Origin of the sequence: Nocardia sp. NPDC051052, assembly GCF_044456045.1 — a bacterium.
In the GTDB taxonomy this organism is placed as follows: domain Bacteria; phylum Actinomycetota; class Actinomycetes; order Mycobacteriales; family Mycobacteriaceae; genus Nocardia.
Genome location: NZ_JBITFL010000013.1, coordinates 105264 through 128693, shown reverse-complemented (window position 1 = coordinate 128693; position 23430 = coordinate 105264). Strand labels below are relative to the sequence as shown.

Genomic DNA, 23430 nt, shown 5'->3' with positions numbered 1-23430 from the left:
CACCCCTTCGAGAAAACGGAGACTCCCATGACCTTCGACTACACGGCCTTCTTCGAAAGACGAATCGACGACATCCGCGCTTCGGGTCAGTACCGAACATTCGTCGAAATCGAGCGCCTGGCAGGCAGATTCCCGCACGCGATACATCACCACCGGGAGGGGCTGCGCGAGATCACGGTGTGGTGCAGCAACGACCACCTCGGCATGGGCCAGTTCCCCACCGTCGTGGAGGCCATGCACCGGTCGGTGAATCGCTCGGGTGTCGCGGCGGGCGGGTCACGCAACATCTCCGGCAACAACCACACCCACATCCTGCTCGAACGCGAAGTGGCGCAACTACATCGGAAGGAAGCGGGCCTGACATTCATCACCGGTTACGCGGTGAACGACGCGGTGCTCGGCGTGCTCGGCAAGGAATTGCCCGGCGCCATCTTCTTCTCCGACGAACAGAACCACGCGTCGATGATCCTCGGCATGCGCGCCTCGCGCGCCGAGCGGCGCATCTTCCGGCACAACGATCCGGCCCATCTCGACGAGCTGCTCGCGGCCACCGACCCCGACCGGCCGAAAATCGTTGCCTTCGAATCGATCTACTCGATGGACGGCGATGTCGCGCCGATGCCCGAATTGTGTGCCGTGGCAAAGAAACACGGCGCGCTCGTCTACGTCGACGAGGCACACTCGGTCGGCATGTACGGCCCGGAGGGGTCCGGTATGGCCGCGCACCTTGGGTGCGCGGATCAGGTCGACTTGCTGATGGGCACCTTCGCCAAGGGCTACGGCACCCTCGGCGGCTACCTGACCGGACCCGCGCCGATTCTCGACGCCGTGCGCAGTTTCGCGCCCGCGTTCATCTTCACCCTCGCGATGCCGCCCGCCCTCGCGGCGGCGGCGCTGGCCAGCGTGCGGCACCTGCGGGAATCGGACAACGAGCGCATCCTGCTGCACCACCGGGCGCGGCTACTCCAGGACCTGCTCACCGACGCCGGAATCCCGTTGGTGTCCACCGAAAGTCACATCGTTCCCGTTCTCGTAGGTGACCCGTACAAATGCAAAGAACTGGCCGACATCCTGCTCGAGGAATACCGCCAATACGCCCAGCCGATCAACTTCCCGTCCGTCGCGCGGGGCACCGAGCGCCTCCGGATCAATCCGTCGCCGGTGCACAGTCCCGCGGCCGTGCACCGATTCGCCGAGATCATCGACTCCGTCTGGTCACGCCTGAACCTGCCGCGCCGTCCGGTCCTCCCGATCGCCACCCACGAAGCGCTGGAGAAGGTTTCGGTATGAGTATCGAGACGCGGCCCAAGCCACCCCGGAGCCTGCATCCGGTGGCGGAGGCTGAGCCCCCAACGCCGTGGGCTCAGCACATACTTCTCTACGCCGCGTTCTTCCTCATGGGCGCCGAAATGTACTTGGTGGCACCGATGCTGCCGGGTATCGCCCAGTCGTTGCACGCGTCGGTGGCCGCCTCGGCCACTATCGTCACCGCCTACGTGCTCGTCTACGCGGTCGCCGGGCCGCCGTTCGGCATCCTCGCCGACCGGTATCCGCGGCGGTGGTCGATCCTGCTCGGCTCGCTCGTCTTCATGCTCGGCAACCTGGCCTGCGCGGCGTCGAGCTCGCTGGTGATGCTGGTGGCGGGCCGCGGCATCACCGGGCTCGGCGCGGCGATCGCGGCACCCGCGATCTGGGCATATCTCGCCGAACGCACACCGCAGCACAAGCGCGGCCGGGTGATCTCGCTCGGCGCCAGCGTCTATTCGCTCGGCCAGGTGCTCGGCGTGCCGCTTGGCGCGGGACTTGCCTCGCTGACCAGTTGGCGATGGCCGTTCCTCGCCGTCGGCGTGCTGATGATCGCGACCTCGGCGGTGCTGTACCTGCGACTCGATCACATACCGGCCACCGGAACCTCACGTGGCTTCAAGGCACTACTGGCACCGTGGGCGCAACCACGAATCAGCCTGGGCCTCATCGCGACGCTGTTCCTGCAGGCGGGCCGTCTCGGCGCCTACACCTTCGTCGGAGTGATCTTCGCGCAGCGATTCGGGTTCAGCCTCAACTCCCTTGGTCTCGTCGGGCTGCTCGTCGGCGCGGGCTCGCTGATCGGCTCGCTGAGCACCGGCACCATCCTCGACCACCTGCACCGGCGCAAGGTGAGCGGCGTATGGGTCTCGGTCGTCGCCGCGGCGGCGTTCGCGCCTTGTGCCGCAGTGGCTTTGAGCACGCAGAACATGATCCTCGCGCTGGCGGCACTGACCCTGTGGTGCGTCTTCGGCGGGGCGTTCTACTCCAGCCAGCAGGCCTACCTGTCGTCGGCCGATCCCACCCAGCGCGCGTCCGTCGTCGCCTGGAACAACTCGATGATGAACGCGGGCATCGCGATCGGCACCACGCTGCTCGGCACGCTCACCGTCGGCAGCGCGGCCTTCGCCGGCCTGACCGGCCTCCTCGGCATCGCGGCGGCCCTGGTCGCGGCCGCGCTGCTCGTCCTCCTTCGAAAGGACCGTCAGCCAGCATGATTCCCGCTCCGGCCACGGCGCCAAGCCGCACCGCCCTCCCCGTCGCCGCGTGGGCCAAGGGCCCCTACATTTACGACGCCGACGGAAACGACTATCTCGACGGGTCTTCCGGCGTGCTCAATGTGAATGTCGGACACGCGCATCCGAAGGTCTTGCAGGCCATCGAAGCTCAGCTCGGACAGCTGACTTTCGTGCACCGCACGCAATTCCGGAACGATCCGGCGGCGCGGCTCACCGAACGACTGCTGGCGATCGCACCCGCCAAGACAGCGGCGATCGAATACAGCAACTCCGGGTCCGAGGCCAACGAATGCGCCCTGCGGCTGGCCTTCGCCTACCAGCACCGCCGCGGCAAGGCGCAGCGCACCGTCATTCTGTCCGAAGAGCCCAGCTACCACGGGATGACGGCGGGGGCGCTCTCCATCACCGGCAGCCCCAACAAACGGGATCCGTCGGTGGAACCGTTGCTCGGTCAGTCGAGCGGGAATCGAGTGCTGGTGCGGCCCAAGCCCGGTCGGCGGCGCGCCACCCACGAGGAGTGGGCGCAGGCGCTACTCGGCGTCGGTCCGTCGAAGGTGGCGGCGATCGTCATCGAGCCGCTCGGCGGTGCGTCTTCCGGTGCCGCGCCGATCGATATCGACACGATGCACTGGCTGCGCCGGGAGACGAGGAACAACGGGATCGTGCTCATCGCCGACGAGGTCATGTCCGGCTTCGGGCGCACCGGAAAGTGGTGGGCCTGCGACCATTCCAGCATCGCGCCCGACATCCTGACGTCGGGTAAGGGTGTCACGGGTGGCTACACCAGCCTCGCGGTAACTTTCGTCGCCGAGACCATCACCGCCGCGATCGCGGAGCCGCTCGGCCCGATTGCGCTGGGGCACACCATGTCCGCGAATCCGCTTGCCTGCGCCGCCGCGAACGCGGTACTGAGCGTCCTCGAAGACGAAGGGCTGCTGAGTAATGCGGCCAGGACAGGCGGGCTGCTCGCGGAAGCGCTGACGACGCTGTGCCACCGCTACCCGGCGCTGCTGTCGGATCAGTCAGGTATGGGCTTGATGCGGGCATTGCACATCAACGCCGACCAGGCCGCGGACACCAACAAGCGAATTATCGCCGCTGCGAAGGAGAATGGGCTCGTGTTGTGCACGGCGGGCATCAACAAGGCGACCAATTCGGTGCTCGTGGCACCGCCGCTGAACAGCACGCCGGAGCTCATCGACGAGCTCGCCGAGCGGCTCGATCAGACCCTGGCCGCGGTCTCCGAGATCGGAGCCGACCATGCGTGAGGTGGCCGACCTGCTCGCCGCCCTGCCCACCGATCTGTGGATCGGCGGCAAGCAGGTGCCTGCGCGACGTACCTTCCCCGTGGACAACCCCGCGACGGGCGAGGTCCTGATCGAGGTCGCCGACGCATCCGCCGACGATGGCGCCCGCACGCTCGACGCCGCCGCCGGGGCACAAGCCGCCTGGGCCGCGACACCGTCGCGCGAACGCGCGGAAATCCTGCGCCGCGCTTGGGAACTGGTGATCGCGCGACGCGACGACTTCGCGTTGCTGATGACCCTCGAGATGGGCAAGCCGCTGGCCGAGAGCCACGGCGAGGTCACCTACGGCGCGGAGTTCCTGCGCTGGTTCGCCGAGGAGGCGGTCCGCGTGCACGGCCGCTATACGCACGCACCGTCGGGCACCGGCCGCATCCTCGTCACCAAACAGCCCGTCGGACCGACGCTGGCCATCACGCCGTGGAACTTCCCGCTCGCCATGGGCACCCGCAAGATCGCCCCCGCCCTCGCGGCCGGTTGCACCATGGTGGTCAAACCCGCCGCCGAGACGCCGCTGACCATGCTGCTGCTCGGCCAGGTCTTCGCCGACGCGGGACTGCCGCCCGGCGTGCTGTCGATCCTGCCGACCTCCGAGGCCGCGCAGCTCACCGACCCGATGTTCACCGACGATCGGTTGCGCAAAGTCACCTTCACCGGTTCGACCGCCGTCGGCAAAACCCTGCTCGCGCAAGCGGCTACCCGCGTGCTGCGCGCCTCGATGGAGCTCGGCGGCAACGCCCCGTTCGTCGTCTTCGCCGACGCCGACCTCGATGCCGCGGTCGACGGCGCCATGGCCGCCAAGATGCGCAACACCGGGGAGGCCTGCACCGCGGCGAATCGATTCCACGTCGACAACGCCGTCCGCGCGGAATTCACCACCAGGCTGACCGACCGGATGCGCGCACTGAAGATCGGTCCCGGCCACCTCGACGGGGTGCAGGTAGGGCCGCTGATCAGCGCGAAGCAACGCCGCGCGGTCGCCGAATTGGTCAGGGACGCAACAGAAAAGGGCGCGCGCGTCAGCACCGGCGGCGCGAGCGCCGGGGACGAGGGCTATTTCTACGAGCCGACCGTCCTGGCGGATGTCCCCGCCGACGCCCGCATCCTGCGCGAGGAAGTGTTCGGCCCGGTAGCCGCGATCACCGGCTTCGACGGCGAGACGGAGGGGATCATCGCCGCCAACAACACCGAATTCGGCCTAGCCGCCTACATTTACACCACCGACCTGGACCGCGCCCTGCGCGTCGCAGAGGCCATCGAATCCGGCATGGTCGGCATCAACCGAGGCGTGATCTCCGACGTCGCCGCCCCGTTCGGCGGCATCAAGGAATCCGGCCTCGGCCGCGAAGCAGGCACCGAAGGCATCGAGGAATACCTCGAAACCAAATACATCGCCCTGCCTTAGCCGGTATCTCGGGTAGCTGATTCGCCGGTTACCGGTGGCGGTTCAGTGCTCGGCCGAGGGAGCGGCGACAGGCTCGCCGATGCTTTGCGGGAAGGTGTAGAACCGGACGGTGATCCGCTCGAGGTCCTTGGGTTCCCGGAATCGACCGGATTGGCCGCCCCCAGCCTGGTCACGCAGCGCACCGTACCGGAGGAGCAGTTCCAGGTACTCGTCGAAGAACCGCGTGAGTTCTTCGGGTGTGAGCAGCAGTCCGCCACGCGACCACTTCGTCCACGGTCCGTAGCGCTCGGCATGCCGAGCGACGTTCTCGAGCATTTCCAGGTCCTGCGCCAATTTCTGGTCCTGCCATGCCGCGAAGTTGGCCAGATCCTCCGTGCTGATCTGGGCTGGTACCGGCCAGCGCAGGTCGAGCGGACGCTTGCGCCACCGGTCCTCGTCGCCGTGGACGAAGCCCGCGACTTCCAATGTGCGTAGTTCGGTGGCAACCTCGGCCGGATCGGCGTGCAGCCGCGCCGCGAGGGACCGCACCGTCGTCGGTTCCGCCGTAAGCGCGTGCATGATCTGTTGCCGAACGGGATTGGTGAAGATTTCGCGAACTTCCCGCGCGGTGACGACCCGCGGTGGCTCATCCGCGGCGAGTATATGGCGGGCGCGCAGTATCAGGAACAACCCGAGCGGAATCTCCGCGCCGACGGCCATCAGCAGGCTGCTCCATCGGTCACCGCTCGACCAATCAAGGACAACGTCGAACCATGCGTCGCAGAAGAGTAACGCCGCGGTGGCGATCAACACCGGCACCGCGGCGCGCCGCCGCCGGAACCCCAACCAGGCGCTGGCGCCGAGACCCGTCAGCAGCAGCACGTCGAAGCCAACCCAGGCAAGCCGCCATTGGTCTGTGGTGTAGCCATCCGGGAGGGCCCGGACGACGAACACGATCCACGGCACCAACACGACCGCGCCGCCGGCGGTGATAAGCAGCAGAACTCGTCGGTTCACACCATCGAGCCTATTGATCGAGGGGCGCCGCCACCACGGGACTCGCTCCCCCGCCAGCGCCGTCAGGCTGGATCTGCCAGGTCATCGAGCACCTGCTGGCCGATCGCGAATGCGGCGTTCGCGGCGGGCACCCCGGCGTAAACGCCGGTGTGCAGCAGGATTTCGGCGATCTCGGCGGTGGTGACGCCGTTGCCGATGGCGGCGCGAACGTGCATCGCGATCTCTTCGTGCCGACCGAGGGCGGTGAGCACCGCGAGGGTTACGCAGCTTCGGGTGCGGCGGTCCAGGCCGGGGCGGGTCCAGACCGAGCCCCAGACCGATTCGGTGATGTAGTCCTGGAAGGGGCGGGTGAAGTCGGTGGTGCCGGCTTCGGCGCGGTCGACGTGGGCGTCGCCGAGGACCTCGCGGCGGACCTCGGCGCCCTGCTGTGCGCGCTCGTTCACGGATTCTCCTTCAGGTGGCCGAGGATCAGTTCGTTGATGGTGCCGGGTAGTTCGGCGTTGGCGAGATGTGCTGCTGGGCTGATGGTTTCGAACAGTGCCAGCGGGATCGCGTCGGCTATTCGCTGCCCGTGCGGCGGTGGGGTCGCCGGGTCGTCCGCGCCCGAGATGACCAGTGTTGGTGCGCAGATTCTAGATAGGCGGGCGGCGATATCCATTGTTTCGATTGCCGCGCAACAGGATGCGTAGCCCTCGGCGGAGGTAGCGGCGACCATGCTCTCGTAGTCGCGGGTCCGTCCGGGATGGGCGGCGCGCCACTGCGGGGTGAACCAGCGTTGCACGGCTGCGACCGCGACCGCCTGGGTTCCCTCGGCTCGGACGAGGGCGGCGCGGTCGGCCCAGCCGCTGGGCGGGCCGAGTTCGGCTGAGGTGCAGGCCAGTGTGAGGGTGTGTAGTCGGTGCGGTGCGTCCTGAGCCACCCGCATGCCGACCATGCCGCCGAGGGACAGACCGACGAAATGGGATCGGCGGATGTCCAGCCGGTCGAGCAGCGCGAGCACGTCGGCGCCGAGATCGGCTAACGAGTACCGACCGGGCGGCACGGGCGAACGACCGTGTCCGCGATGGTCGTAGCGCACGACCCGATAGCCCGCCGAGGTGAGCGCGGCGACCTGCGGTTGCCACATGCGCAGATCGCTGCCGAGCGAGCCGCTGAGCACAACGGGTGGACCATCGGCTGGCCCGTCCACGACATAGTCGACCTCGACGGCGGTCACCACTCCCCCTCGCTCATAGGCGCGACTGCCAATCGCGCAGCGCGCGTCGAATGAATTCGTTCGCGGAGCCCAGATAGCCGGTCGGCTCCAGTAGTTCGCTGATTCGCTTGCGGTCCAGAAACTTTCCGATCACGGCATCAGCCGCGAGTGCATCAGCAAGATCGTCTGGCCCAGCCTGGCGGCAGCAGGCTGCCACGAGGTCGCCCGCTTCTTGCCTGCCCACCGCGCCGTGCGAGACCGACATCAACTCGATCGAGACGTGCTCGGCCAGCAAGGGACCGCCGGTGCGGTCGAGATTGGCGCGCATGCGCTGCGGGTCGGCTCGCAGGCGATCCAGGCATACGCGGAGCCAGTGCACCGCGGACCCGGTGCTGCGCAGCAATTCGACCAGCGGCCGCCACTCGGCATGCCATGATCCGGCGGCCCGCTGATGTTCGTGCGCCGCGGCGCTCAGCAAGGTGGCGACCAGCCCGGGCGCGTGGGCCGCCGACCCGGCGGCGAGGACCGCGGCGACGGGATTTCGCTTGTGCGGCATCGTCGATGAGCCACCGCTGCCCGGCGGGCCCTGCTCGGACACCTCGGCGATCTCGGTCTGCGCGAGCAAGGTGATATCTCGGGCGATCTTCGCGACCGCACCGCAGGTCTGTCCGAGCGCCCCGGCGACCTCGGCGATCCTGCTGCGCTCGGTGTGCCATGGCAGCACCGGCTCGGCAAGTCCGAGGTGCCGGGCAAGCTCGCTCAACACGGGAATGCCGTTGCCGCGCAACGCCGCCAGCGTTCCTACCGCGCCGCCGAACTGCACGGCCAAGCGTTCGCCGCGGATCAGGTCGATGCGGTCCAGCGCCGCGACGACGCCGCCGAGCCAACCGGCCGCGGTGAGCCCGAATGTCACCGGCGGTGCCTGCTGAAGCAGGCTCCGCCCGGCCATCACCGTGCCCGCGTACTCCTCGGCCAGCTGCGCGAGGCGCGTCGCGCACGCGTGCAGATCGGCGCGCAGCGCGGCCAGCGCCCGCGAGGTCACCAGCATCGCGGCGGTGTCGATGACGTCTTGGCTGGTCGCGCCCAGATGAACATAACCGGCGGCCTGCGGCATGACCCGCGCGGTCAATTCGCGGACGAGCGGACCGGCCGGATTGCCGATCCCCGCCGCGTCCGCGCCCAGCGCGGCGATGTCGTAATCCTCAGCACGGCAGCATCGTTCGATGGCCACCGCCGCCTCGTCCGGAATCACTCCGGCCGCGGCAGAAGCCAGCGCGAGGGCAGCCTCGAAATCGAGCATCGCCTGGACCCAAGCCCGATCGCCGACCAGCTCGGCAACGGGCCCCGCCGCGAGCACACCGTCGAACAGACCGTCAGACATCGAAGAACACCGTCTCGTCGTCGCCTTGCAGGCGCACGTCGAAAACGTATCCGTCACCGTCGCGTACGGCGATCAGCGTGTCGCGACGCGCCGGCGGCACCGTTGCCAGCACCGGGTCGACCGAATGCTGGTCGGCGTGCTCCGGAAAGTAGACCCGGGTGACCACCCGATGCAGCAGCCCGCGGGAGAACACCGACATGTCGAGGTGCGGAGCCTGCCGTCCGCCCGCGCCGTCACACACCGGACCTGGGACGACGGTATAGACCGCGAACCGCCCGATCCGGGTATCGCTGCGCGCGAAACCTCGCCGATCGCTGGGGATCTCATCGTCGGCCGCCAGTCCGGCGAGGTCGGCCTGCCACGTCTCGACCATGGCGTCATCGATGGCCGTGCCCGCGCCGTCGAACACCCGCCCCGTGATCCACACCGCGCCCGGCGTCCCCAACGGCACGGCGAACGCGCTGTCCTCCTGTATCAGGCCGATGTGTAGAAAGGGGCCGACGGTCTGAGACGGGGTGCTGCGCAACCTAGTCATCGTCGTCCTCCTCGTGTTCGAAAGGTGTTGCGTCGCGGCCACGGAGCACGATGTCGAACTCGAAGGCCAGCGCCCGCTGCGGCTCGCTACGCGCGTAATCGAAACGGCTGACCAGTAATTCGCGCGCGTGCTCGGGTACCGAGTTGAAGACCGGGTCCTGGAAGAACAGCGGATCGTCCGGGAAGTACATCTGCGTCACCAGCCGCTGCGCGAACGCCTGCCCGAACAGCGAGAAGTGGATGTGCGCGGGCCGCCACGCGTTGTGGTGATTACGCCACGGGTAGGCGCCGGGCTTGATGGTGGTGAATTCGTAGCGCCCGGCGCTGTCGGTATGGGTGCGCCCAGCACCGTCGAAGTTGGGGTCCAGCGCGGAGTTCCAGCGATCGCGGTCGTGTCGATAACGGCCGCCCGCGTTGGCCTGCCAGATCTCGATGAGCGAGTGCGGGATCGGTTTGCCGTCGCCGTCGAGCAGCCGTCCGTGCACGATGACGCGCTGACCGATCGGTTCGCCCGCGTGCTGGGCGGTCAGGTCATTGTCCTTGGCGCCCAGCCGATCCGAACCGAACACCGGACCGGTGAGCTCGGTCAGCCGGTGCGGCAACAGGATCAGCGATTCGCGCGGATGGCGCAGCACAGTGGAGGCGTAGTCGGGAAAGTCGAGCGGCGGATGGCTGTCGCCGGGGTCGCGACGGACGCTTGCCGGATCGGGTCGAGTCTTCATGACGCCACCTGCAAGGTATGCAGGGCCGCGAGTTCGGCGGCGGTCGGCGACTCGGTGACCGCCACGTCGGCGGCGACCTTCAGTTCCCAGCCCGTGGCCGCGCGCACCTGCTCGACCGTCACCCCCGGATGTACGGCGGTCAGTACCAGCTCGCCGTTCTCGTTCGGCCGCATGATGCCCAGATCGGTGATCACCTGGGTCGGTCCCGCACCGCGCAACCCGAGCCGCGCACGCTCGCCACCGCCACGCCCGTGCCCGAACGAGGTGACGAAATCGACTCGCTCGACGAAGGATTGGCGAGACTGACGGACGACGACAAACACCTCACCGCAGGACGCGGCGATCTCCGGCGCACCGCCCGCCCCGGGCAGCCGCACCTTGGGATGGCGATAGTCGCCGATGACCGTGGTGTTGATATTGCCGAACCGATCCAGCTGCGCGGCACCGAGAAACCCGACATCGATGCGTCCCGGCTGCAGCCAGTAGTTGAACACCTCCGGCACGCTGATCACGGCGTCGGCGGTCTCCGCGAGAATGCCGTCGCCGATCGAGGCGGGCAGCCTGCCCGGCTTGGACCCCAGCGTGCCGGACTCATAGATCAGCACCAGGTCCGGCGCGTGCGTGGTGCGTGCCAGATTCGCCGCGGTGGAAGGTAACCCGATGCCGACGAAGCACCGCTTGCCGCCGCTCAACGCCCGCGCTGCCGCGACGGTCATCGTCTCGTCGGAGGTCGACTCGGTCATGCCACGCTCCCTGCGAACACGTACTCCTGGAGCCAGTCGGTGAAGCGTGCTCGATCACGACTGATCGCGTCCCAGGCCGCGTAATAGGCGTTGTCACGTTCGGAATACCCATGGGCGTACGAAGGATTCGCGCCGCCCGGCACCTCGGCGACCACGGTCACCGCCCAGGCGGGTAAGACGATCGCGCCGGGCACCGGCGTGAGCTCGGCGACGACCTCCTCGACGGTGACCAGGCTGCGCCGCGCGGCGAGCACGGCCTCCTTCTGCACCCCGAGCAGTCCCCACAGCTGCACATTCCCGGCCCGGTCCGCCCGCTGCGCGTGAATCACCGTGACGTCCGGATTGAGCGCGGGCACCGCGGTCAACCGCTCACCGGTGAAGGGGCAGGTGATCGGCTTGATCGTCTCGGTCACCGTCGGCAGGTCCGTGCCGACGTAACCGCGCAGCACCGCGAACGGCAGCCCGGAGGCACCCGCCACATACCGGTTGGCCATGCCCGCGTGGCTGTGCTCTTCGATCGCCAACTCCCTCGGCCAAGCGTGCTCGACCGCGTCCCGAAACCGGTGCAGCGAACCGACACCGGGGTTGCCGCCCCAGGAGAACACCAGCTCGGCCGCGCATCCGGCACCGATCAGCTGGTCGTACACGATGTCCGGGGTCATCCGGACCAGGGTCAGCTCGCGCCTGCGCTGCCGGATGATCTCCTGCCCGGCCGCGACCGGGATCAGGTGCGTGAAACCCTCGAGTGCGACGACGTCGCCGTCGTGCACGAGCTCAGCCACCGCGTCCGCCAGGGACGAAATCCGGGCCACAATCACTCCTTACCTTCGTAGGGGTCTATTTCTGCTGCCAGCCGGTGTATGCCTCGGCGAAATACGCTGCGCCGTACCGTGAACCGGTGACCATCGACAATTCGCCGCGCTGTCGCCGCACATCGAAGGGCGACGCGTCGCCGACCGCGTGCAGCATGGTGGTCGCCCAATAGGAGAAGTGCTGGGCCCGCCAGACGCGATCCAGGGCTCGCTCGGTGTATCGGTCGAGTACGTCGGCGTCGCCGGTGCGGTAGAAGTCGGCGATCACCTCCGCCAGCACCGTCACGTCGGCGAGCGCGAGGTTCAGGCCCTTCGCCCCGGTCGGCGGGACGGTGTGCGCGGCGTCGCCCGCGAGCAACAGCGTGCCGTGCCGCATCGGCGCGGTGACGTAGGAGCGGAACGGCAGCACCGTCTTCGCGCTGATCGGACCTTCGTTCAATGCGAACCCGTTGCCATTGACCCGTTTTCGCATCTCGGTCCAGATCCGGTCGTCGTCCCACTCCTGCGGGCGCTCCCCGGGATCGCACTGGAAGTACATCCGCTGCACCGTCGGTGTGCGCTGACTGATCAGCGCGAATCCGTAATCCGAACGGGTGTAGATCAATTCGTGGTGCGAGGGGGGTGCCTCGGTCAGGAATCCGAACCAGGCGAACGGGTATTCGCGGAACCATTCGTCGCGAGTGCCGTCGGGAAAGGCGTGGCGGCAGATCGAACGGGAGCCGTCCGCACCCACGAGCAGGTCGGCCTCCACGCGCACCCTGCTGCCGTCCGGTTCGGCGAACGTCATCGCCGGACGGCGACCGGAGACGTCGACGACGGTATCGGCGATGCCGTAGCGCACGTCGCCGCCGTCGACCGTGCGCCGCACCGACAGGTCCATGAACACCTCGGTTTGCGGGTACAGCCACACGGATTCGCCGACCAACTCCTGGAAGTCGATCCGATGGTTCTCCCCGTCGAAGCGCAACACCACACCGTCGTGCCGCTGCCCCTCGGTGAGCACGCGACCGGACACCCCCGAATCCACCAGCAGCCGAACCGAACCCGCCTCCAGAATCCCCGCCCGGATCGTGCCCGCGATCTGCTCATACCCGCGATGGTCGATGACGACACTGTGCACGCCCGCGCGGTGCAACAGATGCGAGAGCATCAGACCGGCCGGACCGGCGCCGACGATCGCTACCTGAGTGCGGGTGGTTTTCATGCCGCGCGCGCTCCCCGGTCGTCTGACGCAGTGGGCTCTATCGGCGCGAGTCCATCGACGGTGGTCCGCGGTACGGCGGCCATGGCGAGTAATCCGATGCCCGCGACCGCGGCGAAAAGATAGAAGCCCCAAGGGTTTGCGGAGCCGACGACGATGAGCCAGCCGGTGATCGTCGGGCCGAAGATCGCGCCGAGCCGCCCGACGCCCGCCGCGAACCCCATTGCGGTGGCGCGGATTTCAGCGGGGTACGCCTGGGTGACGTAGGCGTAGATGAGCACCTGGGCGGAGAAGACGAAGACACCCGTGACCAATACCAGCGCGTTGAGCAGCACGGTGCTCGACATCTTGACGCTGAGCAGCGCGAGGAATACCGCCGCCGCGCCGAACCACACCAGCACCGTCGGCTTGATACCGCGCCGGTCGGCGAGCGTTCCGGCCGTAAGCAGGCCGATCACCGCGCCGATGTTCAACATCAGCAGCACGGTCAGCGAGGTAGACATGTTGTATCCGGCGTCGCGCATCAGCTTCGGCAACCAGGTGTTCAAGCCGTAGACAAGCAGCAGCCCCATGAACGACCCGACCCAAACCCCCAGCGTCGCACGCAGATACACCGGTTGCAGCAACACGGTGGGCCGCACTCGGGCCGGCGCGTCCTTCGCCGCGAGATACGCCGCGGATTCGGGCAGCTTGGCCCAGATCACCGGCAGCAGCAGGAACCCGGCCACCCCACCGGCATAGAACAGCGGCTGCCAATGCGGGATGACGCGCAGCGCCACCAGCGCGGTGAGCACCGCGCCGGTGTGATAGCCGGTCATGGTGATCGTGCTCGCGAAGGCCCGGCGCGCGGGCGGCATGAACTCGGCCATCAGGGTCAATGCGGTCGGCAGGCACGCGCCGAGCCCCAACCCGGCGATCAGCCGGAACGCGGCGAACACGCTCACCGATCCGGCCAGCGGCACCGCGGCGGTGAACAGCGAGAAGAGGGCGACGGAGCAGAGCAGCATCCGGCGGCGGCCGAAGCGATCGGCGATCGGTCCCGAGGCCGTCGCGCCGATGGCGACGCCGACAAGCGAGATGGTCGCCGCGAAAGTCGCACTGGCGGCGGTGAATCCGATGTGCCGCTGATCGATGAGCGTGGGAATGACGGCGCCGAGAACGACGAGGTCATAGCCCTCCAGCAGGACGGTCAGCCAGCAGAGCGCGGCGGACCAGGACAACAACTTCTTCATATGGAGTTCGTTTCTGGAGAGCAATCGTGATTGCCATCACGCTACGAGCGACCAAATCAGAAATCCAATAGATGTTTTTGGGTATCTATATAGAGGGCATCTATGACCTCGGCGACTAGACCACGTCGCGCTGAGCGGCGATCGCGGAGCCCATCCAGCGACGCAGGTAGGCGCGTAGTTCGTCCTCGGTGCGCGGCGGGTTGCCCGGGGAGACGAAAAACGAGTGCATCGTCCGCAGTACGTATTCGACCAGTTCGCCGAGGGCCGCTTCGTCGTAACCGTGCCGGTCCCACTCGACATCGAAGCGATGGATCATCGTCATGCCGAAGGCCTTGGCCTGTGCCGAGGTGAGGCTGTCCGGCGCGAGATTCGAGTACGAGCTGGACAGCAGGATGCCGAGGTGTGGGGTGCGGCGGACCTCGGCGAGGGTGTAGATCACGCCCTCGGTCATCGCCTCGACCGGATCCGCGAGGCCCGCCACGTGCGCGGTCAATCGATCGAGAAACCCGTCGACCGAGGCGATCGCGGTCGCCGCCAGCAGCGCCTCGGCGCTGGGAAAGTAGCGGTACACGGTCTGGCGGATGACGCCGAGCGCGTCCGCGACGTCGGCGATGCTGATCGCCTTGCCGGTCTGGGCGATCAAGTCGACGGCGGTGGCGACGATGCGCCGATGCGCTTCGTCGTCGTCCTTCGGCGGACTGCCGCCCCACCCGCGTCTGCGCGCCACTGGCCGGACGTTACCACTGCGCCTTCGGTGTCCGGGACGGACGGAGGCGAGCTCCATGAAAGTAATCATACACATCGACATACTTGTGTATGGTGACATCGAGTGTGCTTCTCCCGCACAGCACATGGACGACTCTCCCCAACGCGAGGTAACGCACCGTGACCAATTTGCAGCCCCGAAAGATGGATTTCGGATTCGACGACGCCGACGTCCCGTTCCTGTGGAACCCGCGGAACCCCGCGTGGTCGAGCATGTCCAACGCGGTGTCTTTTCTGGCGGTCGGCTTCGAGAAGATGATCGTGAAGCTGATCATGCAGCTCAAGCCGGTGCTCACCGATCCGGAAGTCGCCCAGGAAGCCATCGCGTTCATGCGCCAGGAAGGACACCACTCCACCGCGCACCGCCAGCACGTCAAGGCGCTGATCAAACAGTATCCGGGACTGCAGAACACGCTCGATGCCGTGATCGGCGAGTTCGACCTGCTCACCGAGGCCACCTCGCGCGAGTACCGCCTCGCCTACACCGCCGACCTGGAGGCCACCTTCACGCCGGTGTTCAAACTGATGCTCGACAACGAGGCGACGCTGTTCCGTCCGGGCGACGACCGGGTCGCCTCCCTGTTCATCTGGCATTTCGTCGAGGAGGTCGAGCACCGCAGTTCCGCGCTGATCATCTTCAATTCCGTTGTCGGAGACGAGCTCTACCGGATGCGCATGGCGCCGTCGATCTTCGCGCACGTGCTGAAGGTGATCCGGATCGCGTGCACCGGCTTCAACCTGCACGTCCCGCTCGCCGACCGGCAGGTCGACTCGCTGTCGATGTTCGCCACCCACCGCGCGAAGCAGAAGGTGCTGCAATCCGTCGCGCCGTATTTGACCAAGGGGCCCATGCCGCGCGCGTTCGACGGCCTCTCGCGCCGCGAGCAGCTCAACGCCCTCGCCGGGGTCATTCGCAGCCAGCTGCCCAAGCACGATCCGACGCACGAGAAGCTGCCCGAGCTGGCGGACCAGTGGTTCGAGCGCTACGACGCGGGTTATGACTGCACCCGCTGGTACACGGCGAATCAGAACCAGAGCGAGCCGATGGCGGCGCGCCGATGAGCGAGTTGTGCACTGCCACCTTCGCCGATCTCGCTGCGCGACTGGGCTTTTCCTGCGCAGAGACCGGCGGCCTTATCGAGTTCCGCAATCCGGCGGCGCTGGAGAACTGGACGTTACCGGTACTCGAGGTGACCATCGTGCTCGGCTCGGTGCTCGCCCTGATCTACGCGATCCTGCGACTGCGCAGGCACGGCGACCCGACCAATCTGGTGCTGTGGTTCGGCGCCACCGCCTACCTGTTCGTGATCGAACCGCCGCTGTACTTCCCGTCGGCGTTCGGGATCGCCGACCATGTCGACACGATGTTCGCGCACAACGTGTTCACCGTGGACTTCCTCTGGGGCAGGCTGCCGCTCTACATCATCGCGATCTATCCGCTGATGGCGACGCTGGCCTACGAACTCGTGCGGATGCTCGGCATCTTCCAGCGGCACGGCTTGCTGGTCGGTGCGGCGTGTGTCGGCTTCGTACACCACGCTTTCTATGAGATCTTCGATCAGCTGGGCCCGCAGCTGCGCTGGTGGGAATGGTCGGTGCACAATCCGATCAACCAGCCGATGTTCGATTCGGTGCCGCTGCCGAGCGTCGTCGTCTTCGCCGCGCTGTGGCCGATGTCGCTGGCGCTGTGCGTGCGATATTTCGTCGGTCGCCACGTCGACGCGGGCACGAAACTCACCGGGCCGCAGCTGGTATCGCGCACGGTCGTGATCGGTCTGTTGGCATCGGCCGGCACGTTCGTCCTGCCGCTGCCCGCGACGATCTTCGGCATGGGCAGCGACAGCGTCCGCGGCTTCCTCTACGCGGCAGAGCTTCTCGCGCTCTCGGTGGTCGCGGTGGCGGTGCTGTACCGGCAGTGGCCTGCGCTGCGGTCCGGGTCAACCGAGGTGTACCGCAACCGGCTGGTGCGGTGGTACGCAGTGGCCTACCTGACCGTGTTCGCACTGCTCTGGATCACCGCCCTACCCGACTACTTCGACGCCGCGGACGGACTCACGCCCCATGGCGACCCCGTCGGCAATCTCTGGTACACGATCGCCTGCTTCGTCATCGCGATCGCGACCGTGCTCGCCACTTTCCTGGTGCGGCAGAGTAAGTCGGATGACGGCGACACCCTGCCCAGTGGTTCCTCGGTGTTGAATTCGGACAGGTCAGCGTGATTCGTGGTCGCGTAGCCAGTGCCCGACGTCGGTCAGCGGTTCCGGTCGGATCGGGCACGCTGACGAGTTCGTGGGCGACCACGCCACCGTCGCCGTGCCATGCCCGGCTCAGTTCCGCGGCGCCCACCGATCCGTCGACCGCGACGTTCCGCAGATAAGGCCGCACGACCCACCGACGAGCACGACGAGCGGCGCCGGTCGGTCGCCGGACGGGAAAGTCAGCTCCGCCTTCGAGGCGAAGTCGCCGAACGAGATCGTCAATGCGGACGAAGTCGTGGCAGCGTCCGATTCGGCGGTGCCGGAGCAGCCGGTCGTGACGACAGCCGGAGTACGGTACCGGCGCTGAACGTTGCCTACAGCGGAACCGAATCCTGCTGTTTCGGGGCAACGCCCACCGTCGGCCCGGCGCCGTGCGCGGCTCGGGATTCCGCGAGCTCGTTAGCGCCGATCGAACTCACCAGACACACGGAGTCAGGCTCGATGCTCGATTCGGTAGGTTTCCCGGGTCTGCGCAGCAGCAGCCAAGCGCTCGCGGCGATCAGCGCGCCGACGGCGAGCAAGGTGTACGAATCACCGAGCAGGAATTGCCATAGCGTCCAACGATATTCCCGCTCGTTGGTCTGCGGCACCGCCCAGACCAGCCCTTGCGGCAGCAGGGGCAGATCGGGATCCCACCAGCCGACCCGATCGATGCGCATCGGCCACGCGAACACGAATAGATAGAGGACCGCGGGCACCGCGATCCGGACGCCGAGCGAACGATCGCGCAGCGCGTGGAACACCCACATCAGCGCCGGAACAATCCACACCCAGTAGTGCGTCCAGGAGATCGGCGAAGCGAGCAGCATCACCGTCGCCGCGAGCAGCGCGCCGAGCAGTTCGTCGCCGCGCAGATACGCGATCCGGGCCGCCGCGATTCCGACGAGGCCGAGCAGACCGGCGCACACCAGCGAGGAACTAGTGTCCTCCCAGGTCGACCATTGCAGGCGACCGAACAGCCCGTTGATCGATTGATTCTGCACGTAGGCGAAGCCGATTCGATTCTGCGACGTCATGGTGGTGGTCCAGAACTCCAGCGCCTGCGTCGGCCGATACCAGAACCCGATCGCGACGGTGGCGGCAAACGCGGCAATCGCCGTCGCCGCGGCCTTGAACTGACGGGTGATCAGCAGATAAACGACGAAGACGGCGGGCGTGAGCTTCAGGCCGGTCGCGATGCCGAGCAGAATGCCGCGGTACCAACGGTTCTTGGGGATGGCCAGGTCGGCCAGCACCATCGCCATGAGAATCACGCTGAGCTGCCCGAACTGCAGTGTCTGCTGGACGGGCTCGAGCCAGAGCCCGGCGGCGCTGACCGCGATGGTTATCGCGATCAGGCTGAGTCCGCGCCGTCGCCGCTGCAGCACCCCGGCGCTCCAAACGCTAACTCCGAGCGACATCACCGTCATGACGACAATGCCGGTCCCGACGTAATTGATCGGGAACTGGGCCAATTCCGCACAGATCCACGCGGCGAAGACCGGATAGAGAAAGGGCAGACCCAGCGGGCCGCGCCCGGCGTAGAGCAGCTCGGGATGGAGCGCGGCCATCGAGCCGCCCCACATATAAACCTGCAGGTCGACCTGGTGCCAGTACATATCCCAATTCGGCCGGATGAATTCCAGCCAGGCGCCGACAGAGACGCAGGCGAACACGATCGCGGCACCGAATACCACGAACTTACCCGGGACGCGATGCTTCTCGATCGCACCGGTACCGCGCTGCTCTCCTGTTTGCAGCATGACAGCCATGGAGTTGTTTTTCCTTCATCAGGTGAGGCAACACACGCAGACCAGCAACTGTTTAGCTAAACTAAGATCAATCATCCTATCACTTAACTCGTGGGTGTCGCGCGGCCTGAACACGCTGCTGTGGAACGCATCTCACGAATGGCACCGACCTGCGAAAACAGTGCGGATCCGGCCCCCTAACCCCAGTTCTGCGGGCATGACTGCGGGCTGATGCGCACATACGATCCGGCACAGACAGACTGCTCGTCAGACGTCCTGATCACCGGGCGGCGGGGCTGACGAATCGCTCTGACTTCGATGACGAACCATGGGAGGAATCGTCAGTGAATGATGATCGGGCGGGGGAAATCGAGCAACTGGACCACGGACGTAGTGGCGTGCTCGGCTTGGGCACAACGCTGCGCTGGTTCCGTGATCCGCTGGCCGTGATGGGACGGCTGGCCGACGAACAGGGACCGGTAGCCGGGTTTCGGATCGGGATGTTTCCGGCCGTGCTGGTGACCGGGCCCACGGAGATCAACGAGGTACTCGTCTCGCGCGCCGCCGAATTCCGGCGGGCGCGGGCGGTGACCGGGACGCTATGGCCCGCGCTGCGCGAGGGATTGATCATCTCCGAGGGCGAGGTGCATCGCACCCAGCGTGCGATGGTCGCGCCGCTGTTCACCGCGCGGCGGGTGCCGAAATACGTGGACGTGATGGCGACCCGCATGCACGCGCATCTGCGGAAATGGCAGGCGGCGGGCGAGGTGGACCTGCTCGCCGGGGTGCAGGAGATGATGCACGACGTCGTCGCCGGACTGCTGATCGACGAACCGCTCGACGCACACCGCGACGTGGTGGCCGCGGCAACCCGGATCTTCGACTGGGAGATGCGGGCGATGTCGCGACCGATCGTCGCGCCGTTGAACATTCCGACGAAACGCAACCGCGACTTCATTCAGGATCTCGCGCTGGTTCGGGACTGGGCCGCCCGGGCGATCGATGCGCGACGCCGGAACCCCGAGCGGCACGACGACATCGTCTCGGCCATGCTCGCCCAGCGCGACCGCGACGGCGCGCCGATGAGCGAGGACCGGCTGGTCGACGAGGTGATCAACCTGTGGGCGGCCGCGCACGAGACCAGCGCCGACGCGATGTTCTGGACGGCGTACGCGTTGTCCCGCCATCCCGCCATCGCCGAACGCGCCGCCGCCGAGGCAGGCCGAGTCCTCGGCGATGCGGCGCCGACGGCCGAGGATCTGGGCCAACTCCCCTACTGCCTGCAGGTGTTCAAGGAGTCGATGCGGTTGTATCCGCCGTCGCCCGCGTTCCTGCGCGAGGCCGCGTGCGAGACGCGAATCGGCGGCTACGCCATCGCCGAGGGCACGATCGTGTTCATCGCGCCGTATGTCATGCACCGGTCGGCTCGGCAGTTCCCCGATCCGGAAACCTTCGACCCCGATCGATTCGCGCAGGAAGCGGACCGGTCGTGGGAACGACTGTCCTACTTGCCGTTCGGGGCGGGCGAGCATGTGTGCATCGGTTCCGCGCTCGCCCTGCTGGAGGGGCAGATCTTCACCGCGCTGTTGCTCGCGGGTGGCACGCTGCGGGTCGACCGGGACGCCGCGATGAAGCTGACGATCAACTTGCGGCCGAAACGCGAGGCCAGGGCCGCCTACCTGCCGAGGCAGGTGCCGACCCGCGGTCGGTCCAGGATCGAGGTCAGCGAACCGCGATGACCTCGATGTCGCCGTCACTGTTCGGCCGCACCGTGGCCGCGTTCTCGGGTCGTTGCAGCCAGCGGACTTCGATCAGCCGAGCCGCCGCCGAACAGATCGATCGCATCCTGCTGTTCGCGCTCGGCGTCGGCGTGTGGATCTTCGGCGCGGGCGATGCCGCCGAGATCGCCGAGCAGTCGCGGCACTTCCCCGGCTGGTGGACCGCCCTCGCCATGTTCGGCGTGTTCGGCACCGCGCTGCTGCTTGCCGCCACCGCACTGCAGGTCGCCCTGCCCACGGTGCGGGTCATCGCGGCAACACACGCAACGGTTTTCGCGATGGCCGTCGGGCTGTCCGGGTTCGCGGTGCAGCCCGGGCAGGTCACCGACGACGTGGAATGGATCTATCGGCTGGTTCCGCTGGGCGGGGTCGCGGCGACACTGGCCTGGCGGACGCCCGCCACCACGATCTACGTCGTCGGTGTCGGAGTGCTTGCCGCCTCGTCCACCGGGGAGGCCACCGGCGATCTCGGCTGGACCGAATTCGGGCTCACCACGATACGCATCATCGGCATCACGGTGACCTTCGTCTATATCACCGAAACAGCGCGCCGCGCGGCCCGGCTGCTCGACAAGGAACGAGCGCGCGCGCATCGCCTGGCCTCGCGCGCGGCGGCGGACGAGGCGCGGGCCAGCGAGCGGGCGCGATTCGCCGGCGTGATCCACGACAAGGTGCTCGCCACCCTGCTCGACACCTCCCGCGGCGGCTGCCCCAGCATGCTTGCGCGGCAAGCGAATCAAGCCCTCGGACAGTTCGCCGCCATCGGACGCGTCAACGACATGTGCACCGATCTCGAGGCGATCGAGACGATCGCGCGCGAAGTGGTCGGCAGCACCGACGCCGAACTGCGCGTGCAGGTTCGGCACGACTACAGCTCGGCCGACCTGCGCATCGAAGCCGCGGCCGTCACCGCGCTCGCCCAGGCCGCCACCGAGGCCGTCCGCAACAGCGTGCGGCATGCCGATGTGCCAGGGCGTTGCGTCGCAAGGCAATTGACGATCATGGCGCGCGCGACCGGCATCACGGTGGTCATCGCCGACGACGGTGCCGGCTTCGATCCGATGCTGATCGCGGCCAACCGGCTCGGCGTCACCGTGAGCATCGTGCAGCGAATGCGGGAGGCGGGCGGGCGCGCCACCATCGAGTCCAGTCCCGGCGCGGGCACTCGAATCGCCTTGGAATGGAACGCACCCGATGACACCTGACGACGGCGACCTGAGCCGACTGCTCAGCGAACACCGCGCCACCATGGTGACGATCATCGCCGTGGTGCTCGCCACCGACGCCGCCGTGGTGATCCGCTCCGTCCGCCGAGCCGACCTGCCACTGTCGGTGTCGCTGGTCGCCGCCGCCGTACTCATCGCGGCCGCCACCGTCGTCGTCGTGTTCGACACCGGGAAGCCGATCAACCAGCAGGCCGCCGCCTTCGTGGCCGCCGCCGGTCCCATCGCCACCGTGATCGCCAACGAACAGGTCACCGCGGAACTGCACGCGCACACCAGCGTGTGGACCGCGTACACCGCGGGTAGCGCCCTGGCGATGCTGGTGCTGCGTGGCCGTAACACGTTGGCCTGGACGGGAACCGCCGCGACCTGGATCGCCGTCGTGCTCGCCGCGAGCGGCGAACCCACCGCGTATGTGCAGGCGGTGGTGCCGCTGGTCAATGTCGCCATCGCCGCCGTCTTCGCCGCCATCATGCGCCCAACCCTGCGCTCGCTGCATCACCTCGAAGTCGAGTCGACCGCCCGCGCCGTCAAACAAGCCAGGATCGACGCGAAAGACGCCGAACGCAAACGCCAACTCAACCGCCTCGACCGCCGCGCCCGCCCCATGCTCGAACGCATCGCCGCCGCCGTACCCTTCGAACTCGACGAACGCGAGGAATGCCGCCTGCTCGAAGCCGAACTCCGCGACGAACTCCGCGCCCCCGACCTCTCCACCCCCGAACTCCTTGCCGCGGCCCGCGCCGCCCGTCAGCGCGGCATCGAGGTCATGCTCCTCGACGACGGCGGCCTGGAATCCGCCACCGCTTTGCTCTCCACTCGAGTACGAACCGTAGCCACCCTCGAACTGAACAACGTCCGCGACGGCCAGATCACCGTCCGCGTTCTCCCCCCGGGCCGCCCCTACCTCGCCACCGTCCTGGTCAACGCGGAAACCGGCAACCGCCGCACCGAAATCGATTGCACCGGAACAGTAACCGTCACCCTCGACCGAATCGCCACCAGCCGATCCGACGAAGTAGCAGAACCCCACCCACCACGCGAGATTCGAACCGGCCTCCCCCCGGTCCGTTCCCCGGACGCGTAATCGCACGTCCACCGCGATGACTCGGGCGCGCCTCGCGTTCTGCAGCGGGCAATGACGAATACCTTTGCAGCACATGACCGCCAACGGTCAAGCTCCGTCCTCTAGGAACGGCAACGCATACGAACGCGCGTAGGTGTACTGCGGCGACACAGTGATCACGTCACACACCCGCACCACCCCCTCCGGCACCTTCCCCCCGAAATGCTCCGCCCCGGGCACGACTACAGCCTCCGCCCCGACACTGCGGACCACATTCAACAACCGATCGACCGGCCCGTCGGTATCCGGCCCGAACACCACGATCTTCGCCAGGTCATACCCGAGTCGCCTTGCCAGACTACGGATCTGGGTCTCATGCCACGGCTGGGAAAACCCGGAAACATCGCGACGCAAATACCCGATCGCCCTCGGTCGTCGCCTCATCGATTCGCCGGATTCGTGCGGTCAGGTTGATCAAGCGGAAAGCCACGATAGATCGGCATAGCAAGCCCCCTAGCTGTCGATGTTGGTTGGCAGCTCGA

General features: G+C 67.3%; 22 protein-coding genes. 9 read left to right on the top strand and 13 right to left on the bottom strand.

The features are described from left to right. Nucleotides 1–27: 27 nt before the first annotated feature. The 4 genes from hemA to ACIBCN_RS35450 are packed head-to-tail and all read left to right on the top strand — an operon-like array spanning nucleotide 28 to nucleotide 5252. On the top strand, nucleotides 28–1290 hold the full coding sequence (gene hemA, locus ACIBCN_RS35465) for a 5-aminolevulinate synthase (protein WP_396996155.1): 1263 nt from the start codon (nucleotides 28–30) through the stop codon (nucleotides 1288–1290). Then, complete coding sequence (locus tag ACIBCN_RS35460; RefSeq protein WP_396996153.1) at nucleotides 1287–2522, top strand: MFS transporter; 1236 nt, start codon at nucleotides 1287–1289, stop codon at nucleotides 2520–2522. Before hemA ends, ACIBCN_RS35460 begins: the two co-directional genes overlap by 4 nt. Then, nucleotides 2519–3811, top strand: coding sequence for an aspartate aminotransferase family protein (locus ACIBCN_RS35455; protein WP_396996152.1), 1293 nt, complete (start codon nucleotides 2519–2521; stop codon nucleotides 3809–3811). Before ACIBCN_RS35460 ends, ACIBCN_RS35455 begins: the two co-directional genes overlap by 4 nt. Continuing rightward, nucleotides 3804–5252, top strand: coding sequence for an NAD-dependent succinate-semialdehyde dehydrogenase (locus ACIBCN_RS35450; RefSeq protein WP_396996151.1), 1449 nt, complete (start codon nucleotides 3804–3806; stop codon nucleotides 5250–5252). The genes ACIBCN_RS35455 and ACIBCN_RS35450 overlap by 8 nt, the downstream gene beginning before the upstream one ends. Before the next feature lie 42 nt (nucleotides 5253–5294). Here ACIBCN_RS35450 and ACIBCN_RS35445 read toward each other — a convergent pair whose 3' ends face one another. The 11 genes from ACIBCN_RS35445 to ACIBCN_RS35395 all read right to left on the bottom strand — a co-directional run bounded on the left by ACIBCN_RS35445 (nucleotide 5295) and on the right by ACIBCN_RS35395 (nucleotide 14795). After that, nucleotides 5295–6248, bottom strand: a complete 954-nt coding sequence (locus ACIBCN_RS35445; protein ID WP_396996149.1) for a hypothetical protein — start codon at nucleotides 6246–6248, stop codon at nucleotides 5295–5297. Nucleotides 6249–6310: 62 nt separating this feature from the next. Next, nucleotides 6311–6691, bottom strand: a complete 381-nt coding sequence (gene pcaC / locus ACIBCN_RS35440; protein ID WP_396996148.1) for a 4-carboxymuconolactone decarboxylase — start codon at nucleotides 6689–6691, stop codon at nucleotides 6311–6313. Further along, on the bottom strand, nucleotides 6688–7464 hold the full coding sequence (pcaD, locus tag ACIBCN_RS35435; RefSeq protein ID WP_396996146.1) for a 3-oxoadipate enol-lactonase: 777 nt from the start codon (nucleotides 7462–7464) through the stop codon (nucleotides 6688–6690). Before pcaD ends, pcaC begins: the two co-directional genes overlap by 4 nt. 13 nt (nucleotides 7465–7477) lie before the next feature. Beyond that, complete coding sequence (pcaB, locus tag ACIBCN_RS35430) at nucleotides 7478–8824, bottom strand: 3-carboxy-cis,cis-muconate cycloisomerase (protein WP_396996144.1); 1347 nt, start codon at nucleotides 8822–8824, stop codon at nucleotides 7478–7480. Continuing rightward, nucleotides 8817–9359 (bottom strand): protocatechuate 3,4-dioxygenase subunit alpha, encoded by a 543-nt coding sequence (gene pcaG, locus ACIBCN_RS35425; protein WP_396996142.1) that lies wholly within the window; start codon nucleotides 9357–9359, stop codon nucleotides 8817–8819. The genes pcaB and pcaG overlap by 8 nt, the downstream gene beginning before the upstream one ends. Beyond that, nucleotides 9352–10080: a protocatechuate 3,4-dioxygenase subunit beta gene (gene pcaH / locus ACIBCN_RS35420; RefSeq protein WP_396996140.1), complete on the bottom strand. Its 729-nt coding sequence runs from the start codon at nucleotides 10078–10080 to the stop codon at nucleotides 9352–9354. Before pcaH ends, pcaG begins: the two co-directional genes overlap by 8 nt. Further along, entirely contained in the window at nucleotides 10077–10823 is a 747-nt protein-coding gene (locus ACIBCN_RS35415; protein WP_396996139.1) for a CoA-transferase subunit beta, read from the bottom strand. Before ACIBCN_RS35415 ends, pcaH begins: the two co-directional genes overlap by 4 nt. After that, nucleotides 10820–11635 (bottom strand): CoA transferase subunit A, encoded by an 816-nt coding sequence (locus ACIBCN_RS35410; RefSeq protein WP_396996138.1) that lies wholly within the window; start codon nucleotides 11633–11635, stop codon nucleotides 10820–10822. The genes ACIBCN_RS35415 and ACIBCN_RS35410 overlap by 4 nt, the downstream gene beginning before the upstream one ends. A gap of 25 nt (nucleotides 11636–11660) precedes the next feature. Continuing rightward, complete coding sequence (locus ACIBCN_RS35405) at nucleotides 11661–12839, bottom strand: 4-hydroxybenzoate 3-monooxygenase (protein WP_396996136.1); 1179 nt, start codon at nucleotides 12837–12839, stop codon at nucleotides 11661–11663. Beyond that, nucleotides 12836–14068: an MFS transporter gene (locus tag ACIBCN_RS35400; RefSeq protein ID WP_396996135.1), complete on the bottom strand. Its 1233-nt coding sequence runs from the start codon at nucleotides 14066–14068 to the stop codon at nucleotides 12836–12838. The genes ACIBCN_RS35405 and ACIBCN_RS35400 overlap by 4 nt, the downstream gene beginning before the upstream one ends. A 115-nt stretch (nucleotides 14069–14183) precedes the next feature. Beyond that, nucleotides 14184–14795, bottom strand: coding sequence for a TetR/AcrR family transcriptional regulator (locus ACIBCN_RS35395; RefSeq protein WP_396996133.1), 612 nt, complete (start codon nucleotides 14793–14795; stop codon nucleotides 14184–14186). Between the two features lie 158 nt (nucleotides 14796–14953). Between ACIBCN_RS35395 and ACIBCN_RS35390 the strand changes: the two genes are divergently transcribed. Together ACIBCN_RS35390 and ACIBCN_RS35385 are read left to right on the top strand one after the other, a co-directional pair. Then, the gene (locus tag ACIBCN_RS35390) at nucleotides 14954–15895 is read left to right on the top strand and encodes a metal-dependent hydrolase (RefSeq protein WP_396996132.1); all 942 of its coding nucleotides are present in this window, start codon (nucleotides 14954–14956) and stop codon (nucleotides 15893–15895) included. Next, complete coding sequence (locus ACIBCN_RS35385; RefSeq protein WP_396996130.1) at nucleotides 15892–17052, top strand: hypothetical protein; 1161 nt, start codon at nucleotides 15892–15894, stop codon at nucleotides 17050–17052. The genes ACIBCN_RS35390 and ACIBCN_RS35385 overlap by 4 nt, the downstream gene beginning before the upstream one ends. Before the next feature lie 353 nt (nucleotides 17053–17405). Here the strand turns inward: ACIBCN_RS35385 and ACIBCN_RS35380 are convergent, their stop codons facing one another. Beyond that, entirely contained in the window at nucleotides 17406–18842 is a 1437-nt protein-coding gene (locus ACIBCN_RS35380) for a glycosyltransferase 87 family protein (RefSeq protein ID WP_396996129.1), read from the bottom strand. Nucleotides 18843–19165: 323 nt separating this feature from the next. Between ACIBCN_RS35380 and ACIBCN_RS35375 the strand changes: the two genes are divergently transcribed. Genes ACIBCN_RS35375 through ACIBCN_RS35365 form a run of 3 tightly spaced genes read left to right on the top strand, consistent with a single transcriptional unit; the run spans nucleotide 19166 to nucleotide 22909 of the window. After that, on the top strand, nucleotides 19166–20560 hold the full coding sequence (locus ACIBCN_RS35375) for a cytochrome P450 (RefSeq protein WP_396996127.1): 1395 nt from the start codon (nucleotides 19166–19168) through the stop codon (nucleotides 20558–20560). Further along, a complete protein-coding gene (locus ACIBCN_RS35370) occupies nucleotides 20557–21804 on the top strand; it encodes a sensor histidine kinase (RefSeq protein WP_396996126.1) in 1248 nt (415 codons plus the stop codon). Before ACIBCN_RS35375 ends, ACIBCN_RS35370 begins: the two co-directional genes overlap by 4 nt. Further along, nucleotides 21794–22909, top strand: a complete 1116-nt coding sequence (locus ACIBCN_RS35365) for a hypothetical protein (protein ID WP_396996125.1) — start codon at nucleotides 21794–21796, stop codon at nucleotides 22907–22909. Before ACIBCN_RS35370 ends, ACIBCN_RS35365 begins: the two co-directional genes overlap by 11 nt. Before the next feature lie 87 nt (nucleotides 22910–22996). Here the strand turns inward: ACIBCN_RS35365 and ACIBCN_RS35360 are convergent, their stop codons facing one another. Then, on the bottom strand, nucleotides 22997–23332 hold the full coding sequence (locus ACIBCN_RS35360; RefSeq protein ID WP_396996123.1) for a hypothetical protein: 336 nt from the start codon (nucleotides 23330–23332) through the stop codon (nucleotides 22997–22999). Nucleotides 23333–23430 lie beyond the last annotated feature (98 nt).